This is a genomic window from Mycobacterium sp. (assembly GCF_036273375.1).
In the GTDB taxonomy this organism is placed as follows: Bacteria; Actinomycetota; Actinomycetes; order Mycobacteriales; family Mycobacteriaceae; genus Mycobacterium.
Genome location: NZ_DASUHS010000059.1, coordinates 48673 through 73390, shown reverse-complemented (window position 1 = coordinate 73390; position 24718 = coordinate 48673). Strand labels below are relative to the sequence as shown.

The following is a 24718-nucleotide window of genomic DNA, read 5'->3' as shown; positions in this document are numbered from 1 at the left end:
TCTGCGGCGCGGAATCCGATAGCGGCGACCCTCCCCCGCAAGCGGGAGGTACCCCCATGCGCCCGGCTTCGCCGCGCTTGCGATCGCCGCTAGCTACGGTTGCCGTACTCGACCCGGTTGAGCACTGACGACTGCGGATCGCCCCCGGGAAGGGGCGGCTTCGTGTCTTGCTGGACCATCAGCGTGATCCCGAAGATCGCGGCCGCGCCGAGCAGCAGGCCAACCACAACGCTCGCTGCGGCGGGCGCAACGATCCGGTTCATCGATGGCTCCTGAGTGTCGGCTTGCGGTCGTGACTTTCAACCTAGCGCCAACCTAGCAGAAGCCTGCCGGCCACCCGGGGCGCTGGTCACCAGTGCAGACAGTGTCCGTGGATACAGCGGTCGCCGTATTCCACCTGATAGGGACCGGTCGGCAGCGCAGGGCGCTGAAGGCTTGGCACCTGCACCAAGCTGTGGTCGGCCACGGCGAGCGTGATTCCGACGGTCGTCGCCACCCCGACGGATAATCCCACCGCGACGCTGACCGCGGCGGCCAACGTGAAACCGTTCATCGCTGGCTCCTCCCTGCCAGTCAGTGGGCGCGCAGCCCCCTGATCAGCAAGGTACCGCTGATGCCCCCTGGAGCCGGGCACGAAACGCCCGTCGTGAAAGCATGGCCCGATGGCATTTTCGCGCACCTTCGCCGTGCTCGCAGCCGCGTCGGTGCTGGTGGCTGGTTGTGGCTACCACACCGCGCACCCGTCCCGCCCGTCGACCTCCACGTCAAGCAGGCCGGTGGCCGCCCCGGCGCCGCCGGTGTGCGCCGACCCGTCGGCGGTTCCGGCCACTTTGACCATCCGCGACAAGCTCGCCCAGCTGCTGATGGTGGGCGTGAAGAACGCCGACGACGCCCGCGCCGTCGTCAATGGCTACCACGTGGGCGGCATCTTCATCGGCAGCTGGACGGACCTGTCGATCTTCAAAGGGCCGCTGGCCGACATCACGGCCAAGGCGGGCCCCCTACCGCTGGCCGTCAGCGTCGACGAAGAGGGCGGCCGGGTCTCGCGGTTGAAGTCGCTGATCGGGACGTCGCCGTCGCCCCGCGAGCTGGCGCAGACGCAAACGGTCCAGCAGGTGCATGACCTGGCCGCCGACCGCGGCAAGAAAATGCACGACCTGGGCATCACCGTCGACTTCGCGCCCGTCGTCGACGTCAGCGACGAGCCCGACGACGCCGTGATCGGCAACCGCTCGTTCGGCGCAAATCCGGCCACCGTCACCGACTACGCCGGGGCTTATGCGCAGGGGCTGCGCGAGGCCGGGCTGCTTCCTGTGCTCAAGCACTTTCCTGGCCACGGACACGGCTCCGGTGATTCGCACACCGGTGGTGTCGTCACGCCGCCGCTGGACGATTTGCAGAACAGCGATCTGGTGCCCTACCGGACCCTGGTGGCCGCGGCGCCGGTCGCGGTGATGGTGGGCCACTTGCAGGTTCCCGGACTCACGGGCGACGTCCCGGCCAGCCTGAGCCCCGAGGCGGTGCGGCTGCTGCGTAACGGCGTCGGCTACCAGGGGCCGCCGTTCACCGGGCCGGTGTTCAGTGACGACCTGTCCAGCATGGCCGCCATCTCCGACCGGTACGGGGTAGCGGAGGCGGTGCTGCGCAGCCTGCGGGCCGGTGTCGACGTCGCGCTGTGGGTCACCACCGACGAGGTGCCGGCGGTCTTGGACCGGTTGCAAAAGGCAGTGGCGTCAGCCGAATTGCCGGCCCAGCAGGTCGACGAGTCGCTGGTGCGGGTGGCGACGATGAAGGGCCGCAGCGCCACCTGCGGGCACTAGTGGGTGTGCGGCAGAGCCGGGCGAAGCGGGTCGCCGCCATGGGCACTAGTGGGTGTGCGGCAGCAGCACGTTGCTTACTCTTGAGTCAGATAGACGGAGAGGTAAGCGATGGCCGGTGGTACCAAGCGGTTACCGCGTGCCGTCCGCGAGCAGCAGATGCTCGACGCCGCCGTGCAGATGTTCTCGGTCAACGGCTATCACGAGACCTCGATGGACGTCATCGCCGCCGAGGCGCAGATTTCCAAGCCGATGCTGTACCTGTACTACGGCTCCAAGGAAGACCTGTTCGGCGCCTGCCTGAACCGGGAGATGGGCCGGTTCATCGACGTGGTGCGCGCCGACGTCGATTTCCGGCAGAGCCCCAACGACATGCTGCGCAACACCATCGCGTCGTTCATGCGCTACATCGACGCCAACCGGGCGTCCTGGATCGTGATGTACACCCAGGCCACCAGCTCGCAGGCGTTCGCCCACATGGTCCGCGAGGGACGCGAGCAGATCATCGATCTCGTGGCTGGGCTGATGCGGGCGGGTAGTCGCAACCCGCGCTCCGAGCGCGAGCACGAGATGATGGCCGTGGCCCTGGTGGGCGCGGGCGAGGCGGTCGCCAACCGGCTCAGCACCGGCGACGTCGACGTCGAGGAGGCGGCCCAGCTGATGATCGACCTGTTCTGGTACGGCCTCAAGGGCTCACCGGCGGAACGGGAAGCGGCCGCGGCCCACCCCGATGCGGGCGGCTCGGACGCGGCCGGCGACTAGGCCTACATTCGTTCGAGTGGCCCGTATGAGCGCCCCCAGCCCGGACCGCGGCAACCTCGACTTCTTCTGCGCGGTAACCATCGTCGGGTTGCTCGCCGGAGTTGCCGGATTGGCGACGACGTTCGTGCTGCGCGCTGTCCAGCACGCCACCTACAACTACAGTTTCGGCGCGCTGCTGGCGGGGGTGGCCGCCAGCAGCCCGATCCGCCGCGTCGTCGGCCCGATGATCGGCGCCGCCGTGGCGGGCCTGGGGTGGTGGCTGTTGCGGCGCCGGGCGGAGGTGCCTCCACTGGCGCCGACCATCGCCGCGCGGCAACCCGTGCCGAGGCTTTCCTGGAGCATCGACGCCTTGCTGCAGGTGCTGCTCGTCGGATCGGGCGCGTCGCTGGGGCGAGAAGGGGCACCGCGCCAATTCGCGGCAGCGCTAAGCGATTTGGGCACCGGATGGCTCAAGCGGCTCTCGCCGCGTGATCGTGAGGTCCTGCTGGCCTGCGCGGCGGGGGCCGGGCTGGGCGCGGTGTATGCGGTCCCGCTGGCCGGGGCGCTGTTCTCGATCCGGATCCTGCTCAACACCTGGCAGCCGCGCGCGGTGGGCGCGGCGTTTCTCTCCTCCGGTCTGGCGGTCGCCGTCGGTTCGGCGATCACCCGCGATCAGCCCAACCTGCAGTGGCCGATCGAGGAGTCGACGTATCTGCTGACCGCGCACGGATTGCTGCTGGCTCCGGTGACTCTCGCGGTGGGACTGGCCTTCAACCGGTTGATGGCCGTGTCACGGCCGGCGCGCCCGATGCGGACTCCGTTGCTGATTCCCGCACTCGCCGGGGCGGGGTTGGTGATGGGGATCTGTTCGCATTGGTGGCCCGAGTTGCCCGGCAACGGCCGAAGCATCCTGACGGTCAGCCTGGCCAGCGGTATGACCTTGCTGTCGGCGCTGGCGATTCTGGCGCTGAAACCCGTATTGACCGCACTGTTTCTGCGGGCCGGCGGTGCCGGCGGATTGCTCACGCCTTCGCTGGCGACCGGCGCCGCCGCCGGGGCGGCGCTGGTCTTGATGATCAACTGGGCGACCGGGACGCACCTGCACGTGCCGGCGGTGTCGCTGGCCGGCGCCGCCGGCGTGCTCGCGGTGACGCAGGGCTCACCCATCTGGGCGGCGATCTTCGTCTGGGAACTCGCCCGGCCGCCCCTGTGGCTGTTCCTGCTTTTCCTGCTGACCGCGACCAGCGCCCACGCATTGAAAGTGCTTGCCCAGGGCCGCAGTACAACGCACGCGGGCTAGTGGCGATCGCGAGCGCGGCGCTAAAGCGCGCGGACGGTGCCGGTCAGGTGCGGGTACCCCTTGGCGATGTTGCGCAGCGAAATGTCCCAGCCGCCGTCGTGTTCATCGATGTAGAGCCCGGCGGTCGCGGGCAGCACCACCGGCTTGCCGAACCGCACCGAATACCGGACCGCATCGGGAATCTGCGCTTCGACATTGGCCAATACGGCTGCGGCGCTGAACATTCCGTGCGCGATCACCGTCGGGAACCCGAACAGCTTGGCCGCGACCGAGTTGGTGTGGATCGGGTTGTGATCGCCCCCGACGTCGGCGTAGCGCCGGATCAACCCCGGGCTGATGCGCAGCACGGTGGACGGCGGCGCTAGTTTGGGCTGCTTCTGTGGGGGCGGCTTGGGTTCGTCGGACAGGCTGGTCCGCTGCTGGTGCAGGAAGGTCGTCACCTGATGCCAGGCGGTGTCGTTGCCGACGCTGACGTCGGTCACCAAATCGACCATCAGACCCTTGCGGTGCTCGCGCAGGTTCTCGGCGTGCACGCGCACGCCGACGGTATCGGTGACCGCAATCGGGCGGTACTGCGTGATGTGGTTCTCGGTGTGCACCGATCCCATTGCGGCGAAAGGGAAGTCGAACCCGGTCACCAGCGACATCAGCGCCGGAAAGGTCAGTGCGAACGGGTAGGTCAGCGGAACGTGATTGCCGTAGCGCAGGCCGGTCACCCCCGCGTACTCGGCCACATTCGTGCGGTCGATCGGCAGTTCCTCGATGGTCACCGTGCGGGTGGGCAGCTCGCTCCCACGGGATACCACCGGCAGGGCCCCGGCGGCCGCCCGCAGCATGTTCTTCAGGCCGCTTGGCTGGTTCATGGCGTTCTCCTCGACAGCCTTTTTGTTCTATGCGCCCAGCATGGCCTGGCCGCAGACGCGAATGACGTTACCCGTCACCGCATTTGAAGCCGGGCTGGCGAAGTAGGCGATGGTTTCCGCGACGTCCACCGGCTGCCCGCCCTGCAGCAGCGAGTTCATCCGGCGTCCGACCTCACGAGTGGCCAGCGGGATGGCGGCCGTCATCTGGGTTTCGATGAATCCCGGCGCGACGGCGTTGATGGTGATGCCCTTGCCGTAAAGCTCCGGGGCCAGCGACTGGGTGAGGCCGATCATCCCGGCCTTCGTTGTCGCGTAGTTGGTCTGGCCGCGGTTGCCGGCGATGCCGGCCATCGACGACAGGCCGATGACCCGGCCGCCCTCGCCGAAGGTGCCGTTGGACACCAGCCCTTCGGTAAGACGCAGCGGGGCAAGCAGATTGACCGCCAACACGGCGTCCCAGCGCGCGTCGTCCATGTTGGCCAACAGCTTGTCGCGGGTGATGCCGGCGTTGTTGACCAGCACGTCGGCGCGGCCGCCGTGGTGTTCGCGCAGGTGCTCGGTGATTTTGTCGACGGCGTCGGAGGCGGTGACGTCGAGCCACAACGCGGTGCCCCCGACCCGGCTGGCGGTCTCGGCGAGCGCCTCGGCGGCCGATTCCACGTCGATCGCGACCACGCGCGCGCCGTCGCGCGCGAACACCTCGGCGATCGTCGCGCCGATTCCCCGGGCCGCGCCCGTGACGATGGCGACCTTCCCGTCCAGCGGGCGCTCCCAGTCCGCCGGGGGCGTGGAGTCGGCGTCTCCGACGTAGAAGACCTGGCCGTCGACGTAGGCGGACTTGGCCGACAGGATGAACCGCATCGTCGATTCCAGGCCCGTCGCAGCGGGTTTGGCGTCCGGCGACAGATAGACCAGGGCCACCGTGGTGCCGTTGCGCAGTTCCTTGCCCAGCGAGCGGGTGAAGCCCTCCAGCGCTCGCTGCGCGATCCGCTCGTGCGGGCTGGCGGCGGCGTCGGGCGTGGTGCCGACTACGGCGACGCGCGCGGAGTGACCCAGATTGCGCAGCAGGGGGGTGAAGAACTCGTACAGCCCCGTGAGCCCCTCGGGCGTGGTGATGCCTGTGGCATCGAACACCAGGCCGCCGAACTTGTCGGCCCACCGACCGCCCAGGTTGTTGCCCACCAGGTCGTAATCGGCGTCCAGCGCAGCGCGCAGCGGTTCGACGACCCTGCCCTCCCCGCCGATCAGCAGGGCCCCGGCCAGTGGCGGTTCGCCGGCCCGGTAGCGGCGCAGCGTCTCGGGTTGGGGAACGCCGAGCTGCTTGGCGAGAAACGATCCAGGACCGGAATTGACGATCTGAGAGAACAGATCGGATGAAGCCTTGGGAGCCACCGGAGCTACCTTCCATGTTCTTTCGAAGTCAGGGTATGCCTACAGCACAACCGTATCGAGGACGAACTTACTGCAGAGTAAGAACAGTGAGTAGTATGGCCCCAGACGGGCGATCCCCAAACCGATAGACCGCCGAAACACGGAGAAGACAGTGGCCCCTGCAAGTTCTGAGGCAAGTAAGCAACGCAGTTCCGAGCGGCCACGCGTGGCCGTGCTGGGCGGCAACCGTATCCCGTTCGCCCGATCCGACGGGGCCTACGCGGAGGCGTCCAACCAGGACATGTTCACCGCGGCCCTGGAAGGGCTGGTGGATCGCTTCGGACTGGCCGGCGAACGGCTGGGTGTGGTGATCGGCGGCGCCGTGCTCAAGCACAGCCGGGACTTCAACCTGACGCGTGAGTGCGTGCTCGGTTCGCAGCTGTCGTCCTACACACCCGCGTTCGACCTGCAGCAGGCCTGCGGAACCGGGTTGCAGGCGGCCGTCAACGCCGCCGAGGGCATCGCGGCGGGCCGCTACGACGTGGCCGCTGCCGGCGGTGTGGACACCACCTCCGACGCGCCCATCGGCCTGGGCGACAACCTGCGCCGCACGCTGCTCAAGTTGCGCCGCGCCAAGTCCAACGTGCAACGGCTGAAGCTGGCGGGCACGCTGCCGGCGACGCTGGGCGTCGAGATCCCGGTCAACAGCGAACCCCGCACCGGGCTGTCCATGGGGGAGCACCAGGCGCTGACCGCCAAGAAGATGGGCATCAGCCGCGTCGCCCAGGACGAGCTGGCCGCCGCCAGCCACCGCAACATGGCCGCCGCCTACGACCGCGGCTTCTTCGACGACCTGGTCACGCCGTTTTTGGGGCTGTACCGCGACGATAACCTGCGCGCGGACTCGTCGGCGGAAAAGCTGGCGAAGCTGCGTCCGGTGTTCGGCGTGAAGGCCGGGGACGCGACGATGACGGCCGGAAACTCGACTCCGCTGACCGACGGCGCATCGGTGGCGCTGCTGGCCACCGACGAGTGGGCGGCCGCGCATTCGTTGACCCCGCTGGCCTACTTGGTGGATTCGGAGACCGCAGCGGTCGACTACGTCAATGGACGCGACGGTCTGCTGATGGCCCCCACCTACGCGGTGCCGCGACTGCTGGCCCGCAACGGCCTGAGCCTGCAGGACTTTGACTTCTACGAGATCCACGAGGCGTTCGCATCGGTGGTGCTGTGTCACCTGCAGGCATGGGAATCCGAGGAGTACTGCAAGGAGCGCCTCGGCCTGGACGCAGCGCTGGGTTCGATCGACCGGTCGAAGCTCAACGTCAACGGGTCCTCGCTGGCCGCCGGCCACCCGTTCGCGGCCACCGGCGGACGGATCCTGGCTCAGGCGTCCAAGCAGCTGGCCGAGCGCAAGGCCGAGCAGAAGGGCGGCGGCACGGTGCGCGCCCTTGTCTCGATCTGCGCGGCCGGCGGCCAGGCTGTCGCCGCGATTTTGGAGGCCTGACGGGTCCGTCTGCACCTCACCCGCGCCGCCCGACGCTCGTAATGAGTTGAGTCACACCTGGTTAGTCGGATGGGGGCGCGGGTATCCGACCCACCGGATGACCCCGTGTTGTGGTCTGACCCCCCGACCCCGACGGCAATACGGGGCCATCCCCCGCATGCGAACGCTGGCCCGTTTTCACGGACTGGCGTGCGAAATCGGCCGCCGCTGGAGTGAGGGGATCCAGCGGCGGCCTTTTTCCTGTCCAGCGGGCTGTGCTGCGTTCTGCTGAGCGACAAATCCCCCGCTTCGCGGTCGAAGCGGGGGATTTGCGCGTGGCGTTCGAGGTTGGCCTAGAAGGCGGCCTCGTCGAGCTCCATGATGTCGTTGTCCAGCGTGTCGATGACCTCGCGAGTGCTGGTCAGCATCGGCAGGAAGTTCTTGGCGAAGAACGATGCCACCGCGACCTTGCCCTCGTAGAAGGACTTCTCCTCGCCGCTGGCGCCGGCGTCGAGCGCCGCCACGGCAACCGCCGCCTGGCGCTGCAACAACCAGCCGATGACCAGGTCACCGACGCTCATCAGGAAGCGCACTGAACCCAGACCGACCTTGTACAGGCTGGTCACGTCGTCCTGCGCTGCCATCAGGTAGCCAGTCAGCGTCGCAGCCATCGCCTGGACGTCGTCCAGCGCCTTGGCCAGCAGCTCCCGCTCGGTCTTCAGGCGGCCGTTGCCGGACTCGCTGTCGACGAACTTCTGGATCTGCCCGGACACGTGGGCCAGCGCCACACCCTTATCGCGGACGATCTTCCGGAAGAAGAAGTCCTGCGCCTGGATGGCGGTGGTGCCCTCGTAGAGCGAGTCGATCTTGGCGTCCCGGATGTACTGCTCGATCGGGTAGTCCTGCAGGAAGCCGGACCCACCGAAGGTCTGCAGGCTCTCGGTGAGCTTGGCGTAGGCCTGCTCGGACCCGACACCCTTGACGATCGGCAGCATCAGGTCGTTGACCTTGACCGCCAAGTCGGCGTCCATGTCGTGGAGTGCCTTGGCGACCGCCGCGTCCTGGTAGGTCGCGGTGTAGAGATATAGCGCGCGCAGACCCTCGGCGTAGGCCTTCTGGGTCATCAGGCTGCGACGCACGTCCGGGTGGTGAGTGATGGTCACCCGCGGCGCGGTCTTGTCGGTCATCTGGGTCATGTCGGCGCCCTGCACCCGGTCCTTGGCGTACGCCAGGGCGTTCAGGTAACCGGTGGACAGCGTCGCGATGGCCTTGGTGCCGACCAGCATGCGCGCGTTCTCGATCACCTCGAACATCTGCGCGATGCCGTTGTGCACCTCACCGACCAGCCAGCCCTTGGCCGGCACGCCGTGCTGACCAAACGTCAACTCACACGTAGCGGAGACCTTCAGACCCATCTTGTGCTCGACGTTGGTGACGAAGACGCCGTTGCGCTCGCCCGGCTCGCCGGTCTCGAAGTCGAACAGGAATTTCGGCACGAAGAACAGCGACAAACCCTTGGTGCCTGGGCCGGCGCCCTCGGGGCGGGCCAGCACCAGGTGGAAGATGTTCTCGAACATGTCGTCCGAGTCGCCCGACGTGATGAACCGCTTCACGCCGTCGATGTGCCAGGAGCCGTCGTCCTGCTGGATGGCCTTGGTCCGGCCGGCGCCGACGTCCGAGCCGGCGTCCGGCTCGGTGAGCACCATGGTCGAACCCCACCCGCGCTCAGCGGCCAGGACCGCCCACTTCTTTTGCTCTTCGGTGGCCAGGTTGTAGAAGATCTGCGCGAATCCCGCGCCACCGGCGTACATCCACACCGCCGGGTTGGCGCCGAGCAGGTGCTCGTGCAGCGCCCACAGCATCGCCTTGGGCATAGGCATACCACCGAGCTCTTCGTCGAGGCCGACTTTGTCCCAGCCGGCCTCGATGACGGCGTGGACCGACTTCTTGAAAGATTCCGGCAGCGTCACCGAGTGCGTCTTCGGGTCGAAGACCGGTGGGTTGCGGTCGCCCTCGACGAACGAGTCCGCGATCGGGCCCTCGGCCAGCCGGCTGATCTCGTTCAACATTTCTTGGGCTGTGTCGGCGTCCAGGTCGGCGTATTCGCCCTGACCCAGCGCCTTGTCAACGCCCAGAACCTCGAACAGGTTGAATGCCTGGTCGCGGACGTTGCTCTTGTAGTGGCTCACTACGGTCCTCCTCGTTGAGAATGCCACTTGTGGTTGGGTACTAGGTCTAAGTTACCCACCAGTAACACTGCCAAAATATCGCTAGCGTCAGCGGTATGCAAGCCAATGTGAGCTAGATTTCATTGCCTAATTAACCAACCGGTTGGGAAGCTGCAGGTCACGGTGTTGAAATCCGATTTACCTGCGATGATGCGCACATGACCGATGTGTGTGGCGTCACTGCGCTGCCCGTGGTGGACCTGCGGGCCGCTCCGAACCGCCTGCGGGAGGGGCTGCGCGCGGCCGGCCACGAGGTCGGCTTCTTCTATCTGACCGGTCACGGCGTGCCGCCGGACTTGGTCAGGCGGGTCCTGGACGCGGCCCGCCGGCTCTTCGCGCTGCCGCAACAGGACAAGGACGCCGTCGCGATGGTGCGCAGCCCCCATTTCCGGGGTTACACCCGGCTCGGCGGCGAGTTGACCCGCGGGGAGGTGGATTGGCGCGAGCAGATCGACGTCGGACCGGAACGTCCGCCGATTGGTGGGCTGGACGGATCCGACTATCGGTGGCTGCAGGGCCGCAATCAGTGGCCGGCCGCGCTGCCGGACCTGCCCGCAATCGTCGGGGAATGGGACGCCGCACTGTCCGGGGTGGCCCGCACCCTGCTGCGGCTGTGGGCGGCCTCGCTGGGCGCTCCGTCCGACGTGTTCGAGGCGGCCTTCGCCGACGCGCCGGCCACCCTGATCAAAATCATCCGCTACCCGGGCCGCGCGGCCAGCGCGCAGGGCGTGGGCGCGCACCGCGACTCCGGGGTGCTGACGCTGTTGCTGGCCGAGCCGGGCAGCACGGGTCTGCAGGTGCTGCCGCCCGGAATCGGCCATTCAGAGGGCGGCTGGATCGACGTGCCGCCGCGCGAGGGCGCGTTCATCGTCAATATCGGTGAACTGCTGGAGGTGGCGACGCGCGGGTACCTCCGGGCCACCCAGCACCGGGTCAACCTGCAGGGGCCGGCGGGCGACCGCATCTCGGTGCCCTACTTCTTCAACCCACGCCTGGACGCGCGGGTACCGGTGCTGTCGCTGCCCGACGAACTCGAGGCGCACGCGCGGCGAGTGGAGGATCCCTCGGATCCGATCTTCGCCGTCTACGGCCGCAACGCCTGGAAGAGCAGGCTGCGGGCCCATCCGGATGTCGCCGCGGCGCACGGATATTCGGCAGAACGCTTAGAAAACGGGTAAGGGTGGCCGGGCCGGGGCGAATGATGCCGGGTAGGGTCACATCCGACAAATCCCGTCTCCGGCTCTAGGGGCGAATAAGTCCGGTGAACTTGAATAACAAGCTGACAGCGTCGTCGCTTCGGGAAGCCTTCGGTCATTTCCCGTCCGGTGTCGTGGCGATCGCCGCCGAGGTGGACGGAACCCGGGAAGGCCTGGCGGCCAGCACCTTTGTGCCCGTATCGCTGGATCCGCCGTTGGTGTCGTTCTGCGTGCAGAACACCTCGACGACGTGGCCCAAACTCAAGGATCTGCCGATGCTGGGCATCAGCGTGCTCGGCGAGGAGCACGACGAGGCCGCGCGTTCGCTGGCGGCCAAGACAGGCGACAGGTTCGCGGGGCTGGAGACGGTCTCGCGGTCCACCGGGGCGGTGTTCATCAAGGGCACCGGCCTTTGGCTGGAAAGCGCGATCGAGCAGCTCATCCCGGCCGGCGATCACACCATTGTGGTGTTGCGGGTCAGCGAGGTGACGGTGGACGCCGAGGTGGCGCCCATCGTGTTCCATCGGAGCGTCTTTCGCCGTCTCGGTGCGTAATCGCCTCGGCTGCGTCGCGGGCCGGCTAAGGGCGGTGGCTCAGTTCTTCCCGAAAGCCCTGGATGCGGCTCTCGAGTTCGGCGGCGTCGGTGTACCGGCCTTCCTTGTTCGCGAGCTGGGCGCGGACCGACAACTGCCGAATCGCGGTGCGAATGTTGTTGATGCTGGCGGTTTCTCGCATAGACTCCATGAAATGCCTTTCCGGTCGTGGGTACCCGGCCGCACGGGGCGGCCCGACAGGATGCAGTTTGGTTACCCGGGCCGCGCGACGGCCTAACGCGGGATGACGGGATCGGCCCGGACCATTGCGGCGCGGCAGCTCAGCGACGGAACAGCTTGTTACCGAGCCACACCACCGGGTCGTACTTGCGGTCGGCGACCCGCTCTTTCATCGGGATCAGCGCGTTGTCGGTGATCTTGATGTTTTCCGGGCAGACCTCGGTGCAGCACTTGGTGATGTTGCAGTAGCCCAGGCCGTGCTCGTCCTGAGCGTCGTTGCGCCGGTCGCGGGTGTCCAGCGGGTGCATCTCCAGCTCGGCGATCCGCATCAGGAAGCGCGGGCCGGCGAACGCCTTCTTGTTCTCCTCGTGGTCGCGGACCACGTGGCATACGTTTTGGCACAGGAAGCACTCGATGCACTTGCGGAATTCCTGCGAGCGCCCGACGTCCTCCTGCGCCATCCGGTATTCCCCGGGCTGCAGGTCCTTGGGCGGCGCGAAAGACGGTATTTCACGGGCCTTTTCGTAGTTGAACGAGACGTCGGTGACCAGGTCACGGATCACCGGGAACGTCCGCAGCGGCGTGACGGTGACGACCTCGTCCTCGGCGAACGTGGACATCCGGGTCATGCAGAGCAGCCGCGGCTTGCCGTTGATCTCCGCCGAGCAGGAGCCACACTTGCCCGCCTTGCAGTTCCACCGGACCGCCAGGTCGGGCGTCTGGGTTTGCTGCAGGCGATGGATGATGTCGAGGACGACCTCGCCCTCGTTGACCTCAACCGTGAAGTCCTGCAGAGCACCGTCGGCGTCGTCGCCGCGCCACACCCGCATCGTCGCGTTGTAGGTCATTTGCCACTCCGTTCTGGGTGCCCGGCGAGTTCTTCGTCGGTGTAGTACTTCTCCAGCTCACCGATTTCAAACAGTTCCAGCAGATCGGGCCGCATCGGCGTCTGATCCTTCTTCGTGATGGTGATGTCGGGAATCACCTCGTCGCCGTTGGCTGCCTCGCACGCCAGCAGCACCTTGCGCCACGATGAGTCCATCGACGGATGGTCATCGCGGGTGTGCCCGCCGCGGCTCTCGGTGCGCTGCAGCGCGGCCTTGGCGACGCATTCGCTGACCAGCAGCATGTTGCGCAGGTCGATGGCGAGGTTCCAGGCTGGGTTGTACCGGCGCTGCCCCTCCACATGAAGGTTCTTGAACCGCGCACGCAGCTTGTCGAGCCGCGCCAGGGCCTCCGAGACTTCGTCGGCTTTACGGATGATGCCGACCAGGTCGTTCATCGACTGCTGCAGTTCCAGCTGCAGGGTGTACGGGTTCTCCCCGGCTGCCCCGTTGGCCGGTGCTTCGAAGGGCGACAGCGCCCGCTTCGCCGCCGCGTCGACGGCGCCTTCGGCGATCGTCGGACGGCTGCTCAAAGCCCGCACGTAGTCGGCCGCGCCCAGACCGGCCCGCCGGCCGAACACCAGCAGGTCCGACAGCGAGTTGCCGCCCAGCCGGTTCGAGCCGTGCATACCGCCGGAGCATTCGCCGGCGGCGAAGAGCCCGGGGACCGTGGCGGCTCCGGTGTCGGCGTCCACCTCGACGCCGCCCATCACGTAGTGGCAGGTCGGCCCGACTTCCATCGGCTCCTTGGTGATGTCGACCCCGGCCAGCTCCTTGAACTGGTGGTACATCGACGGCAGGCGGCGGTTGATCTCCGCCGGGGTCAACCGCGACGCGATGTCGAGGAAGACGCCGCCGTGCGGGCTGCCCCGTCCGGCCTTGACCTCAGAGTTGATCGCGCGCGCGACCTCGTCGCGCGGCAGCAGGTCCGGAGTGCGGCGGGCTGAGTCGTTGTCCTTGAGCCACTGGTCGGCTTCTTGTTCGGTCTCGGCGTACTGCCCCTTGAACACCGACGGGATGTAGTCGAACATGAACCGCTTGTCTTGCGCGTTCTTCAGCACCCCGCCGTCACCGCGAACGCCCTCGGTGACCAGGATCCCCTTTACACTCGGCGGCCACACCATGCCCGTCGGATGGAACTGGACGAACTCCATGTTGATCAGCGACGCGCCTGCGCGCAGGGCCAGTGCGTGGCCGTCGCCGGTGTACTCCCACGAGTTCGAGGTGACCTTGAACGATTTGCCGATCCCGCCGGTGGCCAGCACCACCGCGGGCGCCTCGAACAAGATGAAGTTTCCGCTTTCGCGGATGTAGCCAAATGCCCCGGCGATCGCGTCGCCGTCCTTGACCAGCTCGGTGATCGTGGTTTCGGCGAACACCCTGATCCGGGCTTCGTAGTCGCCGAGCTCGGCGAAATCCTCCTGCTGCAGCGAGACGATCTTCTGCTGCATGGTGCGGATCAGTTCCAGCCCCGTGCGGTCACCGACGTGGGCCAGCCGCGGGTAGGTGTGCCCGCCGAAGTTGCGCTGGCTGATCTTGCCGTCCTTAAGGCGATCGAACAGTGCGCCATAGGTTTCCAGCTCCCAGACGCGGTCCGGGGCTTCCTTGGCGTGCAGTTCGGCCATGCGCCAGTTGTTGAGGAATTTCCCGCCGCGCATCGTGTCGCCGAAGTGCGTCTTCCAGTTGTCCTTCGGGTTGGTGTTGCCCATGGACGCCGCGCAGCCACCCTCGGCCATCACCGTGTGGGCCTTGCCGAACAGGGACTTGCACACCACCGCGACCCGCAAACCCCGTTCCCGCGCTTCGATAACCGCACGCAGCCCGGCGCCGCCGGCACCAATCACGACCACGTCGTACGTGTGCCGCTCGATTTCAACCATGAAACCCTCGCTAGCTAAATTCTGATCTATTTCGAAATGGCTTGTCAGCCAACAAATCTCAGGTCAGGAATGGTGCCGCTGGCCACCAGAGCGACATAGAAATCGGTGAGCATCAGGGTGCCCAGCGTGATCCACGCGTACAGCTTGTGCCGGGTGTTGATGACACTGACCTGGGTCCAGATCCAGTACCGCACAGGGTGCTTGGAGAAGTGCTTGAGCCGCCCGCCGGTCACGTGCCGGCAGGAGTGGCAGGAAAGCGTGTAGATCCACAGCATGATGACGTTGCCGAGCAGGATCAAATTGCCCAAGCCGAAGCCGAATCCACCGGGTCCGCTGTCGGAGTGGAACGCAACGATGGCGTCGTAGGTGTTGATCACCGAGATGATGCCTGCGATGTAGAAGAAGTACCGGTGGGTGTTCTGGATGATCAGCGGGAACTTGGTCTCGCCGGTGTAGTGGACGCGGGGCTCGGCCACCGCGCAGGCGCTGGGCGACTGCCACACCGTGCGGTAGTAGGCGCCGCGGTAGTAGTAGCAGGTCAACCGGAACAGCAGCAGGAACGGCAGCGACAGTGCCGCGTACGGTAGCCACCACACATCCGGCAGGAACTGCGGCCAGATGTCGCCGGCCTCACCGCAACCCCTGCTCACGCAGGGCGAGTAGAAGGGCGTCAGGTAGTGGTATTTGGGGACGAAGAAGTAGTTCTGTTGAAATGCCCGCGCTGTCGCATAAATAAGGAAGGCGGCGAAGCCGAGATCGATTCGCAGCGGCGACATCCACCACCGGTCGGTGCGCAGGGTGCGTTGCTGGATGCGGGCGCGCGTGGGTGAAAAGACACCGGACGCAGGACGGTTCGCCGTAGGTGCGCTCATTTACTGTGTTCCTCTTCGAACGGGCTGTAGGTCGAAGGGTACACAGAGAGAAGCCCCCCTTTTCTGGGGGGCTTAAGTTGTTCAGGCCCTGTTGTGACCGCCGACACCCTCGTCGTCGACATCGCGCCAGAATTCGCTGTCGTACTGGGTGTCTGGAATGACGATCTTGTCGCCCGACTGCTGCACGGTGGCGCCGGCCAGGTCCAATTCGGACACGTCGGTGTCGAGCAGGTCGACGTCGGACATGATGCGATCGGCGTCGATGACGATGCGCCGCATGGCCGGGCTGTCGCCGTATCGCGCCCGCAGGGAACTCACGCACCGCCGCAGGCCGCCGATGAGGTCGTGGAGTTCGGCGAATTCGGTCGTCCCAGTCGTGCTCGTCAACGGATCTCCTCGGCAGTGTTTCGGATCACAGTACGCCCTCGATACTATCCACGGCACAGGCCAGACGTCAGTTCGTTGAGCCGGATGCCGAGGGAGCAAGCACTTATGACGGGACGCACCACACCGGCCGAGCGGGCCGCCACGCTGCTGGAACTCCACCGGCCGGGCGACCCGGTCATCCTGCCGACCGTCTGGGATGCCTGGTCGGCGCGGTTGGCCACCGGCGCCGGATTCGCCGCCCTCACCGTGGGCAGTCACCCGATGGCGGACTCGATCGGCAAACCCGACAACGAGGGCATGTCTTTCGACGATGTCCTCACCCGGGTCGCACAGATCACCGCTGCGGTCGACGTCCCGGTGTCGGTGGACATCGAATCCGGCTACGGGCAGCCGGCGGGCCGGCTGATCGAGGGCCTGCTGGGCGTCGGGGCCGTCGGGCTGAACATCGAGGACACCGTGCACTCGGAGGGCAAGCGGTTGCGGTCCGCCGACGAACACGCCGAGTTGGTCGGCGCGCTGCGGTCGGCCGCCGACGCGGCCGGGGTGCACGTCGTCATCAATGCCCGCACGGATCTGTTCCTGCGTCAGGACGGCGAGGCGTCTGATCGCGTCGAGCGCGCGGTGGCACGCCTGAATCAGGCGGCTGCCGCCGGCGCCGACGTGTTGTATCCGGTGGGCCGCCACGACCCCGACACGTTACGGCGCTTGACCGCTGAGTTGGAGTTGCCGGTCAACGCGATCGCGCTGCCTGACCAGGACGACCCGGCCTCCTTCGGCCCGCTGGGTGTGGCGCGCATCAGCTTCGGGCCGTTCCTGCAGGCCGCGCTGGCGACCCGGGCCAAAGAGCTGCTGGCCCGCTGGGGCTGACGCGCTGAACCCGGCGGGAGCCGTTGCGACCCCGCCGGATTCGGCTACTTTCTCCGAACTGGCCGGAGATTATTTGGTCATCTCGATGCGCTGCGCCTGGTTGTCTGCGTACGCACCGGTGACCCGCACCGTCAGCACGCCGGCGTCATAGGTCGCCGTGATGGCGTCGCCGGTGCCGTGGCCTGGCAGCTGGAACGACCGGCGGAACGATCCGTACCGGATCTCCCGCAGCGTGCGGCCAGCATCTTCCCCTTCGTCTTGGGCACGCCGGTCGCGGTGCTCGCCGTGGATGACCAACCGTCCGCGGTCGACCTCTACGTTGGCGTCCTGGTCGACGTCAACGCCCGGAAGTTCGACACGTACGATCGCGTCGTCGCCGTCCTTGACGATCTCGGCGGCGGGCTTGAAACCGCTGGTCGCCGGAGTGTTCCAGTCCGCCGCGGCGGCGGGGCCGAAAAAGTCGCGCAACCACCGGTCGGTGTCCCAGGCCGGTCGCGACCACAATGCGAGGGCACTCATGGCGCTTCCCTTCTAATTCCTTGAGCTTGATTGTGAGATTCCTGTGACCGGTGCCTCTGCGACCGGCTACCAGTACAAACATGAGTCGACCCCGCTTAAGTTCCATCTCGGCGTTCACCGGCAGCGAGCGATCACTCACAGGCCTTCCTGTGAGTTGTGAGATCCTCGTCATAGGACCGTCACATTGCGCGAAAAGAACGTAATTTCTGGCCGTTACTCTCAAAGCCATGTCTGCAGACGGGATTTGGGGTGCCAGCTGTGCGCCTCGTCACATCATCGTAGTCGGACATGGCATGGTGGGGCACCGGTTCGTCGAGGCGCTCCGCGCCCGTGACACCGAGGGGCTGTGGCGCATCACGGTTTTCGCCGAGGAGACCGACGCAGCGTACGACCGCGTGGGCCTGACCTCTTACACCGAAAGCTGGGATCGCAAGCTACTGGCATTGCCCGGCAACGAATACGAGGGTGACGAGCGGGTCCGGCTCGTGCTCAACCAGCGAGTCATCGAGATAGACCGCGCCGCAAAGACGGTGGTGACCGCCGACGGTCGGCGACACGGGTACGACACGTTGGTCCTGGCGACCGGGTCGTACGCCTTCGTGCCGCCGGTGCCGGGTCACGATCTGCCCGCGTGTCACGTGTATCGCACGCTGGACGACCTCGACGGCATCCGCGCCGACGCCCAGCGCACGGTCGAAACTTCGCACGCCACCGCAGGTGTCGTGATCGGCGGCGGCCTGCTCGGGCTGGAAGCCGCTAATGCGCTGCGCCAGTTCGGGTTGCGGACCCACGTTGTTGAGATGATGCCGCGGCTGATGGCCCAGCAGATCGACGAGGCCGGCGGTGCGCTGCTGGCCAGGATGATCGGCGAACTCGGCATCTCGGTGCACGTCGGCACCGGAACCGAAGCGATCGAGGCGGTCAACCATTCCGACGGCACCACCTCGGTGCGGGTGAGTCTGAGCGACGGCCAGGTCATCGACGCCGGCCTGGTGATCTTCGCGGCCGGCATCCGGCCGCGCGACGAGCTGGCGACCGCCGCCGGGCTGACGCGCGCCGAGCGTGGTGGGGTGCTGACCGACGTAGCTTGCCAGACAAGCGATCCCGACATCTACGCCATCGGTGAGGTCGCCGCGATCGGCGGTCGGTGTTACGGCCTGGTGGGACCGGGTTACACCTCCGCCGAGGTGGTGGCCGACCGGATGCTGGACGGCGTCGCGGAGTTCGGCGAGGCGGACCTGTCCACGAAGCTCAAGCTGCTGGGCGTCGACGTGGCTAGCTTCGGCGACGCGATGGGGACGACAGAGAACTGCCTCGAGGTCGCCATCAACGATGCGGTCAATCGCGCCTACGCCAAGCTCGTACTCTCCGACGACGCCAAGACGCTGCTCGGCGGTGTGCTGGTCGGCGACGCATCGTCCTACGGGGTGCTGCGGCCCATGGTCGGTAGCGAGCTGCCCGGCGACCCGCTCGCGCTGATCGCGCCGGCCTCCTCCGCCGGCGCTACCGCGTTGGGCATTGGGGCGCTGCCGGATTCGGCGCAGATCTGCTCGTGCAACAACGTCACCAAGGGCGATCTGAAGTGCGCGATCGTCGACGGCTGCGCCGATGTCCCCGCGCTCAAGGCGTGCACCTCGGCCGGCACCTCGTGTGGGTCGTGCGTCCCGCTGCTCAAGCAGCTGCTGGAAGCCGAGGGCGTGGAACAGTCCAAGGCGCTGTGCGAGCACTTCAGCCAATCGCGGGCGGAGCTTTTCGAGATCATCTCCGCCACCGAGATCCGGACCTTCTCGGGGCTGCTGGAGCGCTTCGGCCGCGGAAAGGGTTGCGACATCTGCAAACCCGTGGTCGCCTCCATCCTGGCCTCCACCGGGTCGGACCACATCCTCGAAGGCGAGCAGGCCTCGTTGCAGGATTCGAACGACCACTTCCTGGCCAACATCCAGAAGAACGGCAGCTACTCGGTGGTGCCCCGGGTTCCCGGCGGTGACATCAAGCCAGAGCATTTGATTCTGATCGGCCAGATCGCCCAGGACTTCGGGCTCTACACCAAGATCACCGGCGGGCAGCGGATCGACCTGTTCGGCGCCCGGGTGGACCAACTTCCCGAGATCTGGAGGCGCCTGGTCGACGGCGGCATGGAATCCGGCCACGCGTACGGCAAGGCGTTGCGCACGGTGAAGAGCTGCGTGGGCACCGACTGGTGCCGTTACGGGCAGCAGGATTCGGTGCAGCTGGCCATCGATTTGGAACTGCGCTACCGCGGCCTGCGGGCCCCGCACAAAATCAAGATGGGCGTCTCGGGTTGCGCGCGGGAGTGCGCCGAAGCCCGGTCCAAGGACGTCGGCGTCATCGCCACCGAAAAGGGCTGGAACCTGTACGTCGGCGGCAACGGCGGCATGACGCCCAAGCACGCGCAGCTGCTGGCCAGCGATCTGGACACCGAAACGCTGGTCCGCTACGTCGACCGGTTCGTCATGTACTACATCCGCACGGCCGACCGGCTGCAACGCACGGCGCCGTGGGTCGACTCGCTCGACGGCGGGCTCGACCACGTGCGCGAGGTCGTGTGCGACGACTCGCTCGGCCTGGCCGGGGAATTCGAATCCGCAATGGAGCGGCATGTCCAGAACTACAAGTGCGAATGGAAGGGCGTGCTCGACGACCCGGACAAGCTGTCGCGGTTCGTGTCGTTCGTCAACGCCCCGGACGCCGTCGACTCGACGGTGGCGTTCACCGAGCATGCCGGCCGCAAAATCCCTGTGTCCATTGGCATGCCGCGGATCCGTGAAACGACAACGGAGGAATGAGGAACCGATCATGACACTTCTCAACGACATTGCGGTGTGGACCAGCGCGTGCGCTTACGAGCACCTCATTCCGGGTCGCGGCGTCGGCGTGCTGCTCGACGACGGTTCCCAAGCGGCGTTGTTCCGGCTCGACGACGGCTCGGTGTACGCGGTGGGCAATGTCGACCCTTTCTCTGGGGCCGCGGTGCTCTCCCGCGGAATCGTGGGTGACCGCGACGGCTGCGTCACGGTTCAGTCGCCCATCTTGAAGCAGGCGTTCTCGCTCGAAGACGGTTCCTGCCTGGATGATCCGGCCGTTTCGGTGCCGGTCTACCCGGTGCGGGTCACCGACGACGGCTATGTTCAGGTCGCGCGCGACTACCTGCCGCGGGCTGCCTGAGCCCGACAGCCGGGTTCACCGGGTGATGTCGCCGACCAGGTAGCGCTGCATCGTCGGCCCGATCGCGTCGACGAGTGCGTCCACCGACATGGAGTGCAGCGGCTCGGATCGGATGCCATAGCGCATGATGCCCAGGCCCACTAACTGCGAGGCGCACAACGAGGCGCGCAGGGCCGCCTTGTCGGCGCCGAGAATTTTCAGCAGCGGGCCGAACACCGGGCCGACGAACATGTTTTGCACGATCTCGGTGGTCTTGGCCATCCCCGTCGACGCCAGGGCACTGGCCGCAAACGGGCCGCCACCGGCGGCGTCCCACGTCGTAATGAGCATCCGCAGGGTCTGGCGGCCCACCTGGTTGACCCCTCCGGTGACGATCCGGTCAATGAATTCCGGTGTGCCGAATGGCAACCGCAGCATCTTGGCGACCGGGTCGAGGATCCCATGCGACGGCTCTTCGCGACGGGGCATGATGCCAGGATCACCCGTCTGCGACCAAAGATCAAGGAATGCCGGACACCGGCGCGCCTCGCCAGCAAGCGTTTTGCGCTAGGGAAGGGAACGCGCGGGGCGCGCATGGGCCAGCTGATGCAGGCTCGATCGGCGCGACGTGTGCCGGGCGGTGGGGGCGAGGATCGGCGGCAGGGCCCGCCGGAATCGGTTCGCGACGAGGCGCGCCAACCCGGGATGGGTGCCCAGCGGCTCGCTGACCAGGTCGGCGCCGCAGTTGTGCAGCCGTTGTTGGAACAGGCCGTCGGCCAGTAGATATGAGGCGAGCACGACGCGTCCGCCTGCGCGGCGCGCCCGGGCCCGTGCCCGATCCACGGCCTCGGCCAGCCGCGGATCACCGGTGGCCGCGAACGCCAGGCTCACCCGCGATCCGGTCAGCGCCGACAACAACGTCGCGGTGGTGTGCAGATCGGCGCGGGCTTTGTCGTCCGATGTTCCCGCGGCCGCCAGGATCACCGAATCACCCGTTCGCCAACCGCATTTCAGCAGCTGATCGCCGGCGATGCGGGCGATCTGGCCGCTGGGACCCAACGCGGGGGTGACGATCACGTTCGGGTGTCCACTGATCTCGACGTGTGCGGGCAGGTCGGCCCGGACGTGGTATCCGCGCGACAGGAATGCGGGCACCACGATGGCGGCCCGGTCGGCGGCCTTCGCGCGTGCAAGGACTTCGCTGGGGGTAGGGCCCACCACGTCCACGAAGGCAACGTCCACCGTGCCGCGGACGAGTGTGCTCACCTGTGCCGCAAGGTCTTCGATCATCGCCACGCCACCCGGTCTGCGGGTGCCGTGGGCTACCAGGATCAATGCCATGGGGAATCTTCGGGATGGTCGATCGCGAGCCGGTAACCGCGCTTGACCACCGTCGCGACGATGTTCTTGTCGCACAGAGCCGTTCGCAGCCGCAGCACTGCGGTATCGACGGCGTGGGGGTCATTGCTGTTGCCGGGTAGTACTCGTAACAAGTCGTTGCGCGCGACGACGTCGCCGGGTCGTTGTGCCAGCGCGCGCAGCGTTGCCATGCTCGATCCCGACAGCGACTTCACCGAGCCGTCGACCAGCACGCAGGTTCCGCGGATCTCGATGTCGTGGCCGGCCGCTCGGATGGTGCACGACCGCAGGGGCGGGAGTTCCTGGGCGATGTGGCGGGCCAACGCGCCCAACCGCATTCGCTCGGGTGACGACGTCGGGATCCCGGCACGGACCAACGGCTGAGCGGTGACCGGGCCGACGCACATCGCGTGCACGTCGCTGCGAAGCGCTTGCAGCAGTTGATCTTCGATGCCCAACTCGCGACTGCGTTCCAGCAACGCCGCGCCGGCGGGTGCCGAGGTGAAGGTCACCGCGTCGAATTGTCGCCGCGCGACCGAGGCGACGAGTTGGTCGAAGTCACCGCCGGCCGGTGTTGGCTTCCAGCGGTATACATGGATGGGGACCACCTGCGCGCCCGCCGCCCGCAATGCGTTGATGAACTCCGGGAACGGATCCCACCCGTCTGCCGCGCCGTGCAGCTGGACGGCGATGCGCTTGCCGGCGACATCCGAGTCGAGGAGGTAGCGCAGGACTTCGCGTGACGACTCGGATTTGGGCGACCACTCCTCGTGCAGCCCGGCGGCGCGCAACGCGCCGGTCGCCTTCGGCCCGCGGGCCACGATCCGCGACTTGGCAAGCGACGCCAGCAGTTGGGTGGCCAGCCCCCAGCCGTCGGCCGCGGCGACCCAGCCGCGGAAGCCTATGCCGGTGTGCGCCACCAGGATATCGGGGGGCTCGGCGATCACCGCTTCGGTGTGATTCTGCAGTTCGGCGTCTTCGGGTAGCGCGATGATGTTGATGGCCGCGGCGCTGGAAACCTCCGCGCCGTTACGGCGCAGCAACGCGCACAGCTCCTCGGCGCGGTTCGCCGACGTGACGGCGATCCGGTAGCCGGTCAGCGGCGCGGACTCTGGCGGGGCCAGTTGAGGGGCCATATGAATTGTGTATGCCTGCGACGTTTCGGTTGCGTTACCTGTCAATTGCTGTGGCATTGCCCGCGTTGCGAGTCCGCTCACACACGGGCGGCTTCGGTTTCCGGCGCCGACCCGGACAGGCCCGGGGCCGACGCGGGACGGCGCACGTAGACCATCCAGGTCATGATCGCCGCCACGACGTATGAGGCCAGAAACGCCCAGTACGCCGACGTTTCCGTGCCGGTGCTCAGGTAGGACTGACGCAGCGCCAGGTTGATTCCCACGCCGCCGAACGCTCCGACGGCCGAACAGACGCCAATCAGCGATCCCGACATCGCGCGGGCCCAGTGACGGCGTTGGTCCTCGCTCATGTCCAGCGAGCGACTGCGCGCCTCGTAGACCGAGGGGATCAGCTTGAAGACCGAGCCGTTGCCCATGCCGGACAGGATGAACAGCGCCATGAAGCCGGTGAGGTAGCCGATCATGCTGGCGGAGTGCGCCGCGGCGTGGTGGTCGTCCAGGGTGCTGACGAAGACCAGAAGCCCGGCGCCCAGGGTCATGCCGGCGAGGACGCCCAGGGTGACGCGGCTGCCGCCGATGCGGTCGGCCAGCCGGCCACCGTAGATGCGCGCCAGCGAGCCGAGCAGGGGCCCGATGAAGGCCACCTGCGCGGCGTGCAGCGCCGCATGTTTCGGGCTTTCGCCACTGTCGGAGAAGTTGACCTGCATCACCTGCCCGAAGGCGAAAGAAAAGCCGATCCAGGAGCCGAAGGTGGCGATGTAGAGCAGCGAGATCACCTGGGTGTCGCGCTCGAACAGGATCGAGCGCATGGTGCTCAGCCGGGTGCCGTGGTTGATGTTGTCCATGAACAACGCGGCCGTGATGCCAACGATGGTAAGGAACACCAGGTACACCGCGCACACCCAGTACGGCGCCTCGTGCCCGGCGGTGGCGAGCACCAGCAGTCCGACCAGCTGGATCACCGCGACCCCCACGTTGGCGACGCCGGCGTTGACGGCCAGCGCGCCGCCCTTGAGCCGCTGCGGGTAGAAGGCGTTGACGTTGGCCAGCGAGGCCGCGTAGTTGCCGCCGCCCAGCCCGGTCATGGCCGCGCACAGCACGAACGGCCACAGCGGCAGACCGGGATTGGCCAGCAACACAATCGTGCCGGCCGTCGGGATCAGCAACACGAAGGCCGAAAAGGTCGTCCAGTTGCGGCCGCCGAAGGCGGCAATGCCCAAGGTGTAAGGGATCCGGGCGCAACCACCGACCAGGGTGGCGATCGCGCTCAGTAGCAGCTTGTCGCCGGCGGAGAAGCCGTAGACCGACCCCGGCATGAACAGCGCCATGACGGGCCACAGGGTCCAGATCGAAAACGCCACGTGGTCACCGGCGATGGTGCACAGCAGGTTGCGCCGGGCGACCTTCTTGTTGCCGGCCTCCCAGGCCGCCGTGTCTTCCGGATTCCAGTCCGTGATGCGGTGGTCGCGGCCCGCCCGATCGTGGCCTGCCATCGGCACGACGCTCATGCTCGTCCGCTTGTCGCGCAATTCGCCTGTGTCTCAACAGCACCGAACCGGTTGGCGTGCATACAGATCCCTCTCGTCAGGTCCCACGAATTGCCGCATCCGGCCGGCCGCCGTGCCAGGGGTCACCGCCCTCGCCCGATAACGGGAGAGTTGTTCGGTGGCTGGCTTCGACCCTGGGCGCCCCGGATAATGGGGCATGCCCCGCCGTAGGCCCGATGCTCACATTTACGACGCAAGCGGGTCAACCGGAACGGGCCAATATCGCCTGTTAGTTGTTTACCAATTATCTGGTAGATCCCTGAGCGGCAATCGGTACGCGAATGCGCAATTCATCAAGTCTGAATCGACCGCGCCGTCAAGTGATTT

General features: G+C 67.0%; 24 protein-coding genes. 9 read left to right on the top strand and 15 right to left on the bottom strand.

The annotated features are described in order from the left end of the window. Window positions 1-89: 89 nt before the first annotated feature. Window positions 90-263 carry a DUF2613 domain-containing protein gene (locus tag VFW69_RS05670; RefSeq protein WP_007769006.1) on the bottom strand — a complete coding sequence of 58 codons (174 nt, stop codon included), beginning with the start codon at window positions 261-263 and terminating at the stop codon, window positions 90-92. An 86-nt stretch (window positions 264-349) separates the two neighbouring features. Beyond that, window positions 350-553 (bottom strand): DUF2613 family protein, encoded by a 204-nt coding sequence (locus VFW69_RS05665; RefSeq protein WP_526499015.1) that lies wholly within the window; start codon window positions 551-553, stop codon window positions 350-352. A gap of 109 nt (window positions 554-662) precedes the next feature. Here VFW69_RS05665 and VFW69_RS05660 point away from each other — a divergent pair, with 109 nt between their 5' ends. From VFW69_RS05660 to VFW69_RS05650, 3 genes are all read left to right on the top strand, one after another. Next, window positions 663-1820: a glycoside hydrolase family 3 N-terminal domain-containing protein gene (locus VFW69_RS05660; protein WP_526499013.1), complete on the top strand. Its 1158-nt coding sequence runs from the start codon at window positions 663-665 to the stop codon at window positions 1818-1820. Window positions 1821-1928: 108 nt separating this feature from the next. Further along, window positions 1929-2579: a TetR/AcrR family transcriptional regulator gene (locus VFW69_RS05655; protein WP_526499011.1), complete on the top strand. Its 651-nt coding sequence runs from the start codon at window positions 1929-1931 to the stop codon at window positions 2577-2579. 25 nt (window positions 2580-2604) lie between these two features. Then, window positions 2605-3858 carry a chloride channel protein gene (locus VFW69_RS05650; protein ID WP_526499073.1) on the top strand — a complete coding sequence of 418 codons (1254 nt, stop codon included), beginning with the start codon at window positions 2605-2607 and terminating at the stop codon, window positions 3856-3858. A gap of 20 nt (window positions 3859-3878) precedes the next feature. On the opposite strand, the gene VFW69_RS05645 is transcribed toward VFW69_RS05650, so the two are convergent. Continuing rightward, the gene (locus tag VFW69_RS05645; RefSeq protein WP_526499009.1) at window positions 3879-4721 is read right to left on the bottom strand and encodes a MaoC/PaaZ C-terminal domain-containing protein; all 843 of its coding nucleotides are present in this window, start codon (window positions 4719-4721) and stop codon (window positions 3879-3881) included. Window positions 4722-4748: 27 nt separating this feature from the next. Next, the gene (locus VFW69_RS05640; protein WP_526499007.1) at window positions 4749-6113 is read right to left on the bottom strand and encodes a 3-oxoacyl-ACP reductase; all 1365 of its coding nucleotides are present in this window, start codon (window positions 6111-6113) and stop codon (window positions 4749-4751) included. A gap of 151 nt (window positions 6114-6264) precedes the next feature. On the opposite strand from VFW69_RS05640, the gene VFW69_RS05635 reads away from it, so the two are divergent. Then, window positions 6265-7599, top strand: coding sequence for an acetyl-CoA C-acetyltransferase (locus VFW69_RS05635; protein WP_526499005.1), 1335 nt, complete (start codon window positions 6265-6267; stop codon window positions 7597-7599). A gap of 332 nt (window positions 7600-7931) precedes the next feature. Here the strand turns inward: VFW69_RS05635 and VFW69_RS05630 are convergent, their stop codons facing one another. Then, on the bottom strand, window positions 7932-9767 hold the full coding sequence (locus VFW69_RS05630; RefSeq protein ID WP_526499003.1) for an acyl-CoA dehydrogenase family protein: 1836 nt from the start codon (window positions 9765-9767) through the stop codon (window positions 7932-7934). A 197-nt stretch (window positions 9768-9964) separates the two neighbouring features. Here VFW69_RS05630 and VFW69_RS05625 point away from each other — a divergent pair, with 197 nt between their 5' ends. Continuing rightward, entirely contained in the window at window positions 9965-10984 is a 1020-nt protein-coding gene (locus tag VFW69_RS05625; protein WP_526499001.1) for an isopenicillin N synthase family dioxygenase, read from the top strand. A gap of 83 nt (window positions 10985-11067) precedes the next feature. Continuing rightward, window positions 11068-11556, top strand: coding sequence for a flavin reductase family protein (locus VFW69_RS05620; protein WP_526498999.1), 489 nt, complete (start codon window positions 11068-11070; stop codon window positions 11554-11556). Window positions 11557-11581: 25 nt separating this feature from the next. On the opposite strand, the gene VFW69_RS05615 is transcribed toward VFW69_RS05620, so the two are convergent. From VFW69_RS05615 to VFW69_RS05595, 5 genes are all read right to left on the bottom strand, one after another. Then, window positions 11582-11737, bottom strand: coding sequence for a hypothetical protein (locus tag VFW69_RS05615; RefSeq protein WP_526499087.1), 156 nt, complete (start codon window positions 11735-11737; stop codon window positions 11582-11584). A gap of 139 nt (window positions 11738-11876) precedes the next feature. Next, entirely contained in the window at window positions 11877-12623 is a 747-nt protein-coding gene (locus VFW69_RS05610) for a succinate dehydrogenase/fumarate reductase iron-sulfur subunit (protein WP_526498997.1), read from the bottom strand. Next, window positions 12620-14539 (bottom strand): fumarate reductase/succinate dehydrogenase flavoprotein subunit, encoded by a 1920-nt coding sequence (locus tag VFW69_RS05605; RefSeq protein ID WP_526498995.1) that lies wholly within the window; start codon window positions 14537-14539, stop codon window positions 12620-12622. Before VFW69_RS05605 ends, VFW69_RS05610 begins: the two co-directional genes overlap by 4 nt. Before the next feature lie 44 nt (window positions 14540-14583). Further along, window positions 14584-15411 carry a succinate dehydrogenase subunit SdhC gene (gene sdhC, locus VFW69_RS05600; RefSeq protein WP_526498993.1) on the bottom strand — a complete coding sequence of 276 codons (828 nt, stop codon included), beginning with the start codon at window positions 15409-15411 and terminating at the stop codon, window positions 14584-14586. An 81-nt stretch (window positions 15412-15492) separates the two neighbouring features. Further along, window positions 15493-15798, bottom strand: coding sequence for an Rv0250c family protein (locus tag VFW69_RS05595; protein ID WP_526498991.1), 306 nt, complete (start codon window positions 15796-15798; stop codon window positions 15493-15495). Window positions 15799-15903: 105 nt separating this feature from the next. Between VFW69_RS05595 and VFW69_RS05590 the strand changes: the two genes are divergently transcribed. Further along, window positions 15904-16665 carry an isocitrate lyase/PEP mutase family protein gene (locus VFW69_RS05590; RefSeq protein WP_526498989.1) on the top strand — a complete coding sequence of 254 codons (762 nt, stop codon included), beginning with the start codon at window positions 15904-15906 and terminating at the stop codon, window positions 16663-16665. 69 nt (window positions 16666-16734) lie between these two features. On the opposite strand, the gene VFW69_RS05585 is transcribed toward VFW69_RS05590, so the two are convergent. Next, window positions 16735-17184, bottom strand: a complete 450-nt coding sequence (locus VFW69_RS05585; RefSeq protein WP_526498987.1) for an Hsp20/alpha crystallin family protein — start codon at window positions 17182-17184, stop codon at window positions 16735-16737. 227 nt (window positions 17185-17411) lie between these two features. On the opposite strand from VFW69_RS05585, the gene nirB reads away from it, so the two are divergent. After that, window positions 17412-19991: a nitrite reductase large subunit NirB gene (gene nirB, locus VFW69_RS05580; RefSeq protein WP_526498985.1), complete on the top strand. Its 2580-nt coding sequence runs from the start codon at window positions 17412-17414 to the stop codon at window positions 19989-19991. A 10-nt stretch (window positions 19992-20001) separates the two neighbouring features. After that, window positions 20002-20370: a nitrite reductase small subunit NirD gene (gene nirD, locus VFW69_RS05575; RefSeq protein ID WP_526498983.1), complete on the top strand. Its 369-nt coding sequence runs from the start codon at window positions 20002-20004 to the stop codon at window positions 20368-20370. A gap of 15 nt (window positions 20371-20385) precedes the next feature. Here nirD and VFW69_RS05570 read toward each other — a convergent pair whose 3' ends face one another. The 4 genes from VFW69_RS05570 to VFW69_RS05555 all read right to left on the bottom strand — a co-directional run bounded on the left by VFW69_RS05570 (window position 20386) and on the right by VFW69_RS05555 (window position 24352). Then, window positions 20386-20838 carry a TetR/AcrR family transcriptional regulator gene (locus VFW69_RS05570; RefSeq protein ID WP_526498981.1) on the bottom strand — a complete coding sequence of 151 codons (453 nt, stop codon included), beginning with the start codon at window positions 20836-20838 and terminating at the stop codon, window positions 20386-20388. Between the two features lie 78 nt (window positions 20839-20916). Continuing rightward, the gene (locus VFW69_RS05565; RefSeq protein ID WP_526498979.1) at window positions 20917-21690 is read right to left on the bottom strand and encodes a sirohydrochlorin chelatase; all 774 of its coding nucleotides are present in this window, start codon (window positions 21688-21690) and stop codon (window positions 20917-20919) included. Then, entirely contained in the window at window positions 21681-22832 is a 1152-nt protein-coding gene (locus VFW69_RS05560; protein ID WP_526499071.1) for a uroporphyrinogen-III synthase, read from the bottom strand. The genes VFW69_RS05565 and VFW69_RS05560 overlap by 10 nt, the downstream gene beginning before the upstream one ends. A gap of 89 nt (window positions 22833-22921) precedes the next feature. Next, entirely contained in the window at window positions 22922-24352 is a 1431-nt protein-coding gene (locus tag VFW69_RS05555) for a nitrate/nitrite transporter (protein WP_526498977.1), read from the bottom strand. Window positions 24353-24718: the final 366 nt, after the last annotated feature.

Bases quoted from the DNA above. Each gene is read 5' to 3' on its own strand.
- VFW69_RS05670 (WP_007769006.1), bottom strand. From the start codon at position 263: ATGAACCGGATCGTTGCGCCCGCCGCAGCGAGCGTTGTGGTTGGCCTG.
- VFW69_RS05665 (WP_526499015.1), bottom strand. From the start codon at position 553: ATGAACGGTTTCACGTTGGCCGCCGCGGTCAGCGTCGCGGTGGGATTA.
- VFW69_RS05660 (WP_526499013.1), top strand. From the start codon at position 663: ATGGCATTTTCGCGCACCTTCGCCGTGCTCGCAGCCGCGTCGGTGCTG.
- VFW69_RS05655 (WP_526499011.1), top strand. From the start codon at position 1,929: ATGGCCGGTGGTACCAAGCGGTTACCGCGTGCCGTCCGCGAGCAGCAG.
- VFW69_RS05650 (WP_526499073.1), top strand. From the start codon at position 2,605: ATGAGCGCCCCCAGCCCGGACCGCGGCAACCTCGACTTCTTCTGCGCG.
- VFW69_RS05645 (WP_526499009.1), bottom strand. From the start codon at position 4,721: ATGAACCAGCCAAGCGGCCTGAAGAACATGCTGCGGGCGGCCGCCGGG.
- VFW69_RS05625 (WP_526499001.1), top strand. From the start codon at position 9,965: ATGACCGATGTGTGTGGCGTCACTGCGCTGCCCGTGGTGGACCTGCGG.
- VFW69_RS05615 (WP_526499087.1), bottom strand. From the start codon at position 11,737: ATGCGAGAAACCGCCAGCATCAACAACATTCGCACCGCGATTCGGCAG.
- VFW69_RS05610 (WP_526498997.1), bottom strand. From the start codon at position 12,623: ATGACCTACAACGCGACGATGCGGGTGTGGCGCGGCGACGACGCCGAC.
- VFW69_RS05605 (WP_526498995.1), bottom strand. From the start codon at position 14,539: ATGGTTGAAATCGAGCGGCACACGTACGACGTGGTCGTGATTGGTGCC.
- sdhC (WP_526498993.1), bottom strand. From the start codon at position 15,411: ATGAGCGCACCTACGGCGAACCGTCCTGCGTCCGGTGTCTTTTCACCC.
- VFW69_RS05590 (WP_526498989.1), top strand. From the start codon at position 15,904: ATGACGGGACGCACCACACCGGCCGAGCGGGCCGCCACGCTGCTGGAA.
- VFW69_RS05585 (WP_526498987.1), bottom strand. From the start codon at position 17,184: ATGAGTGCCCTCGCATTGTGGTCGCGACCGGCCTGGGACACCGACCGG.
- nirB (WP_526498985.1), top strand. From the start codon at position 17,412: ATGTCTGCAGACGGGATTTGGGGTGCCAGCTGTGCGCCTCGTCACATC.
- nirD (WP_526498983.1), top strand. From the start codon at position 20,002: ATGACACTTCTCAACGACATTGCGGTGTGGACCAGCGCGTGCGCTTAC.
- VFW69_RS05570 (WP_526498981.1), bottom strand. From the start codon at position 20,838: ATGCCCCGTCGCGAAGAGCCGTCGCATGGGATCCTCGACCCGGTCGCC.
- VFW69_RS05565 (WP_526498979.1), bottom strand. From the start codon at position 21,690: ATGGCATTGATCCTGGTAGCCCACGGCACCCGCAGACCGGGTGGCGTG.
- VFW69_RS05555 (WP_526498977.1), bottom strand. From the start codon at position 24,352: ATGAGCGTCGTGCCGATGGCAGGCCACGATCGGGCGGGCCGCGACCAC.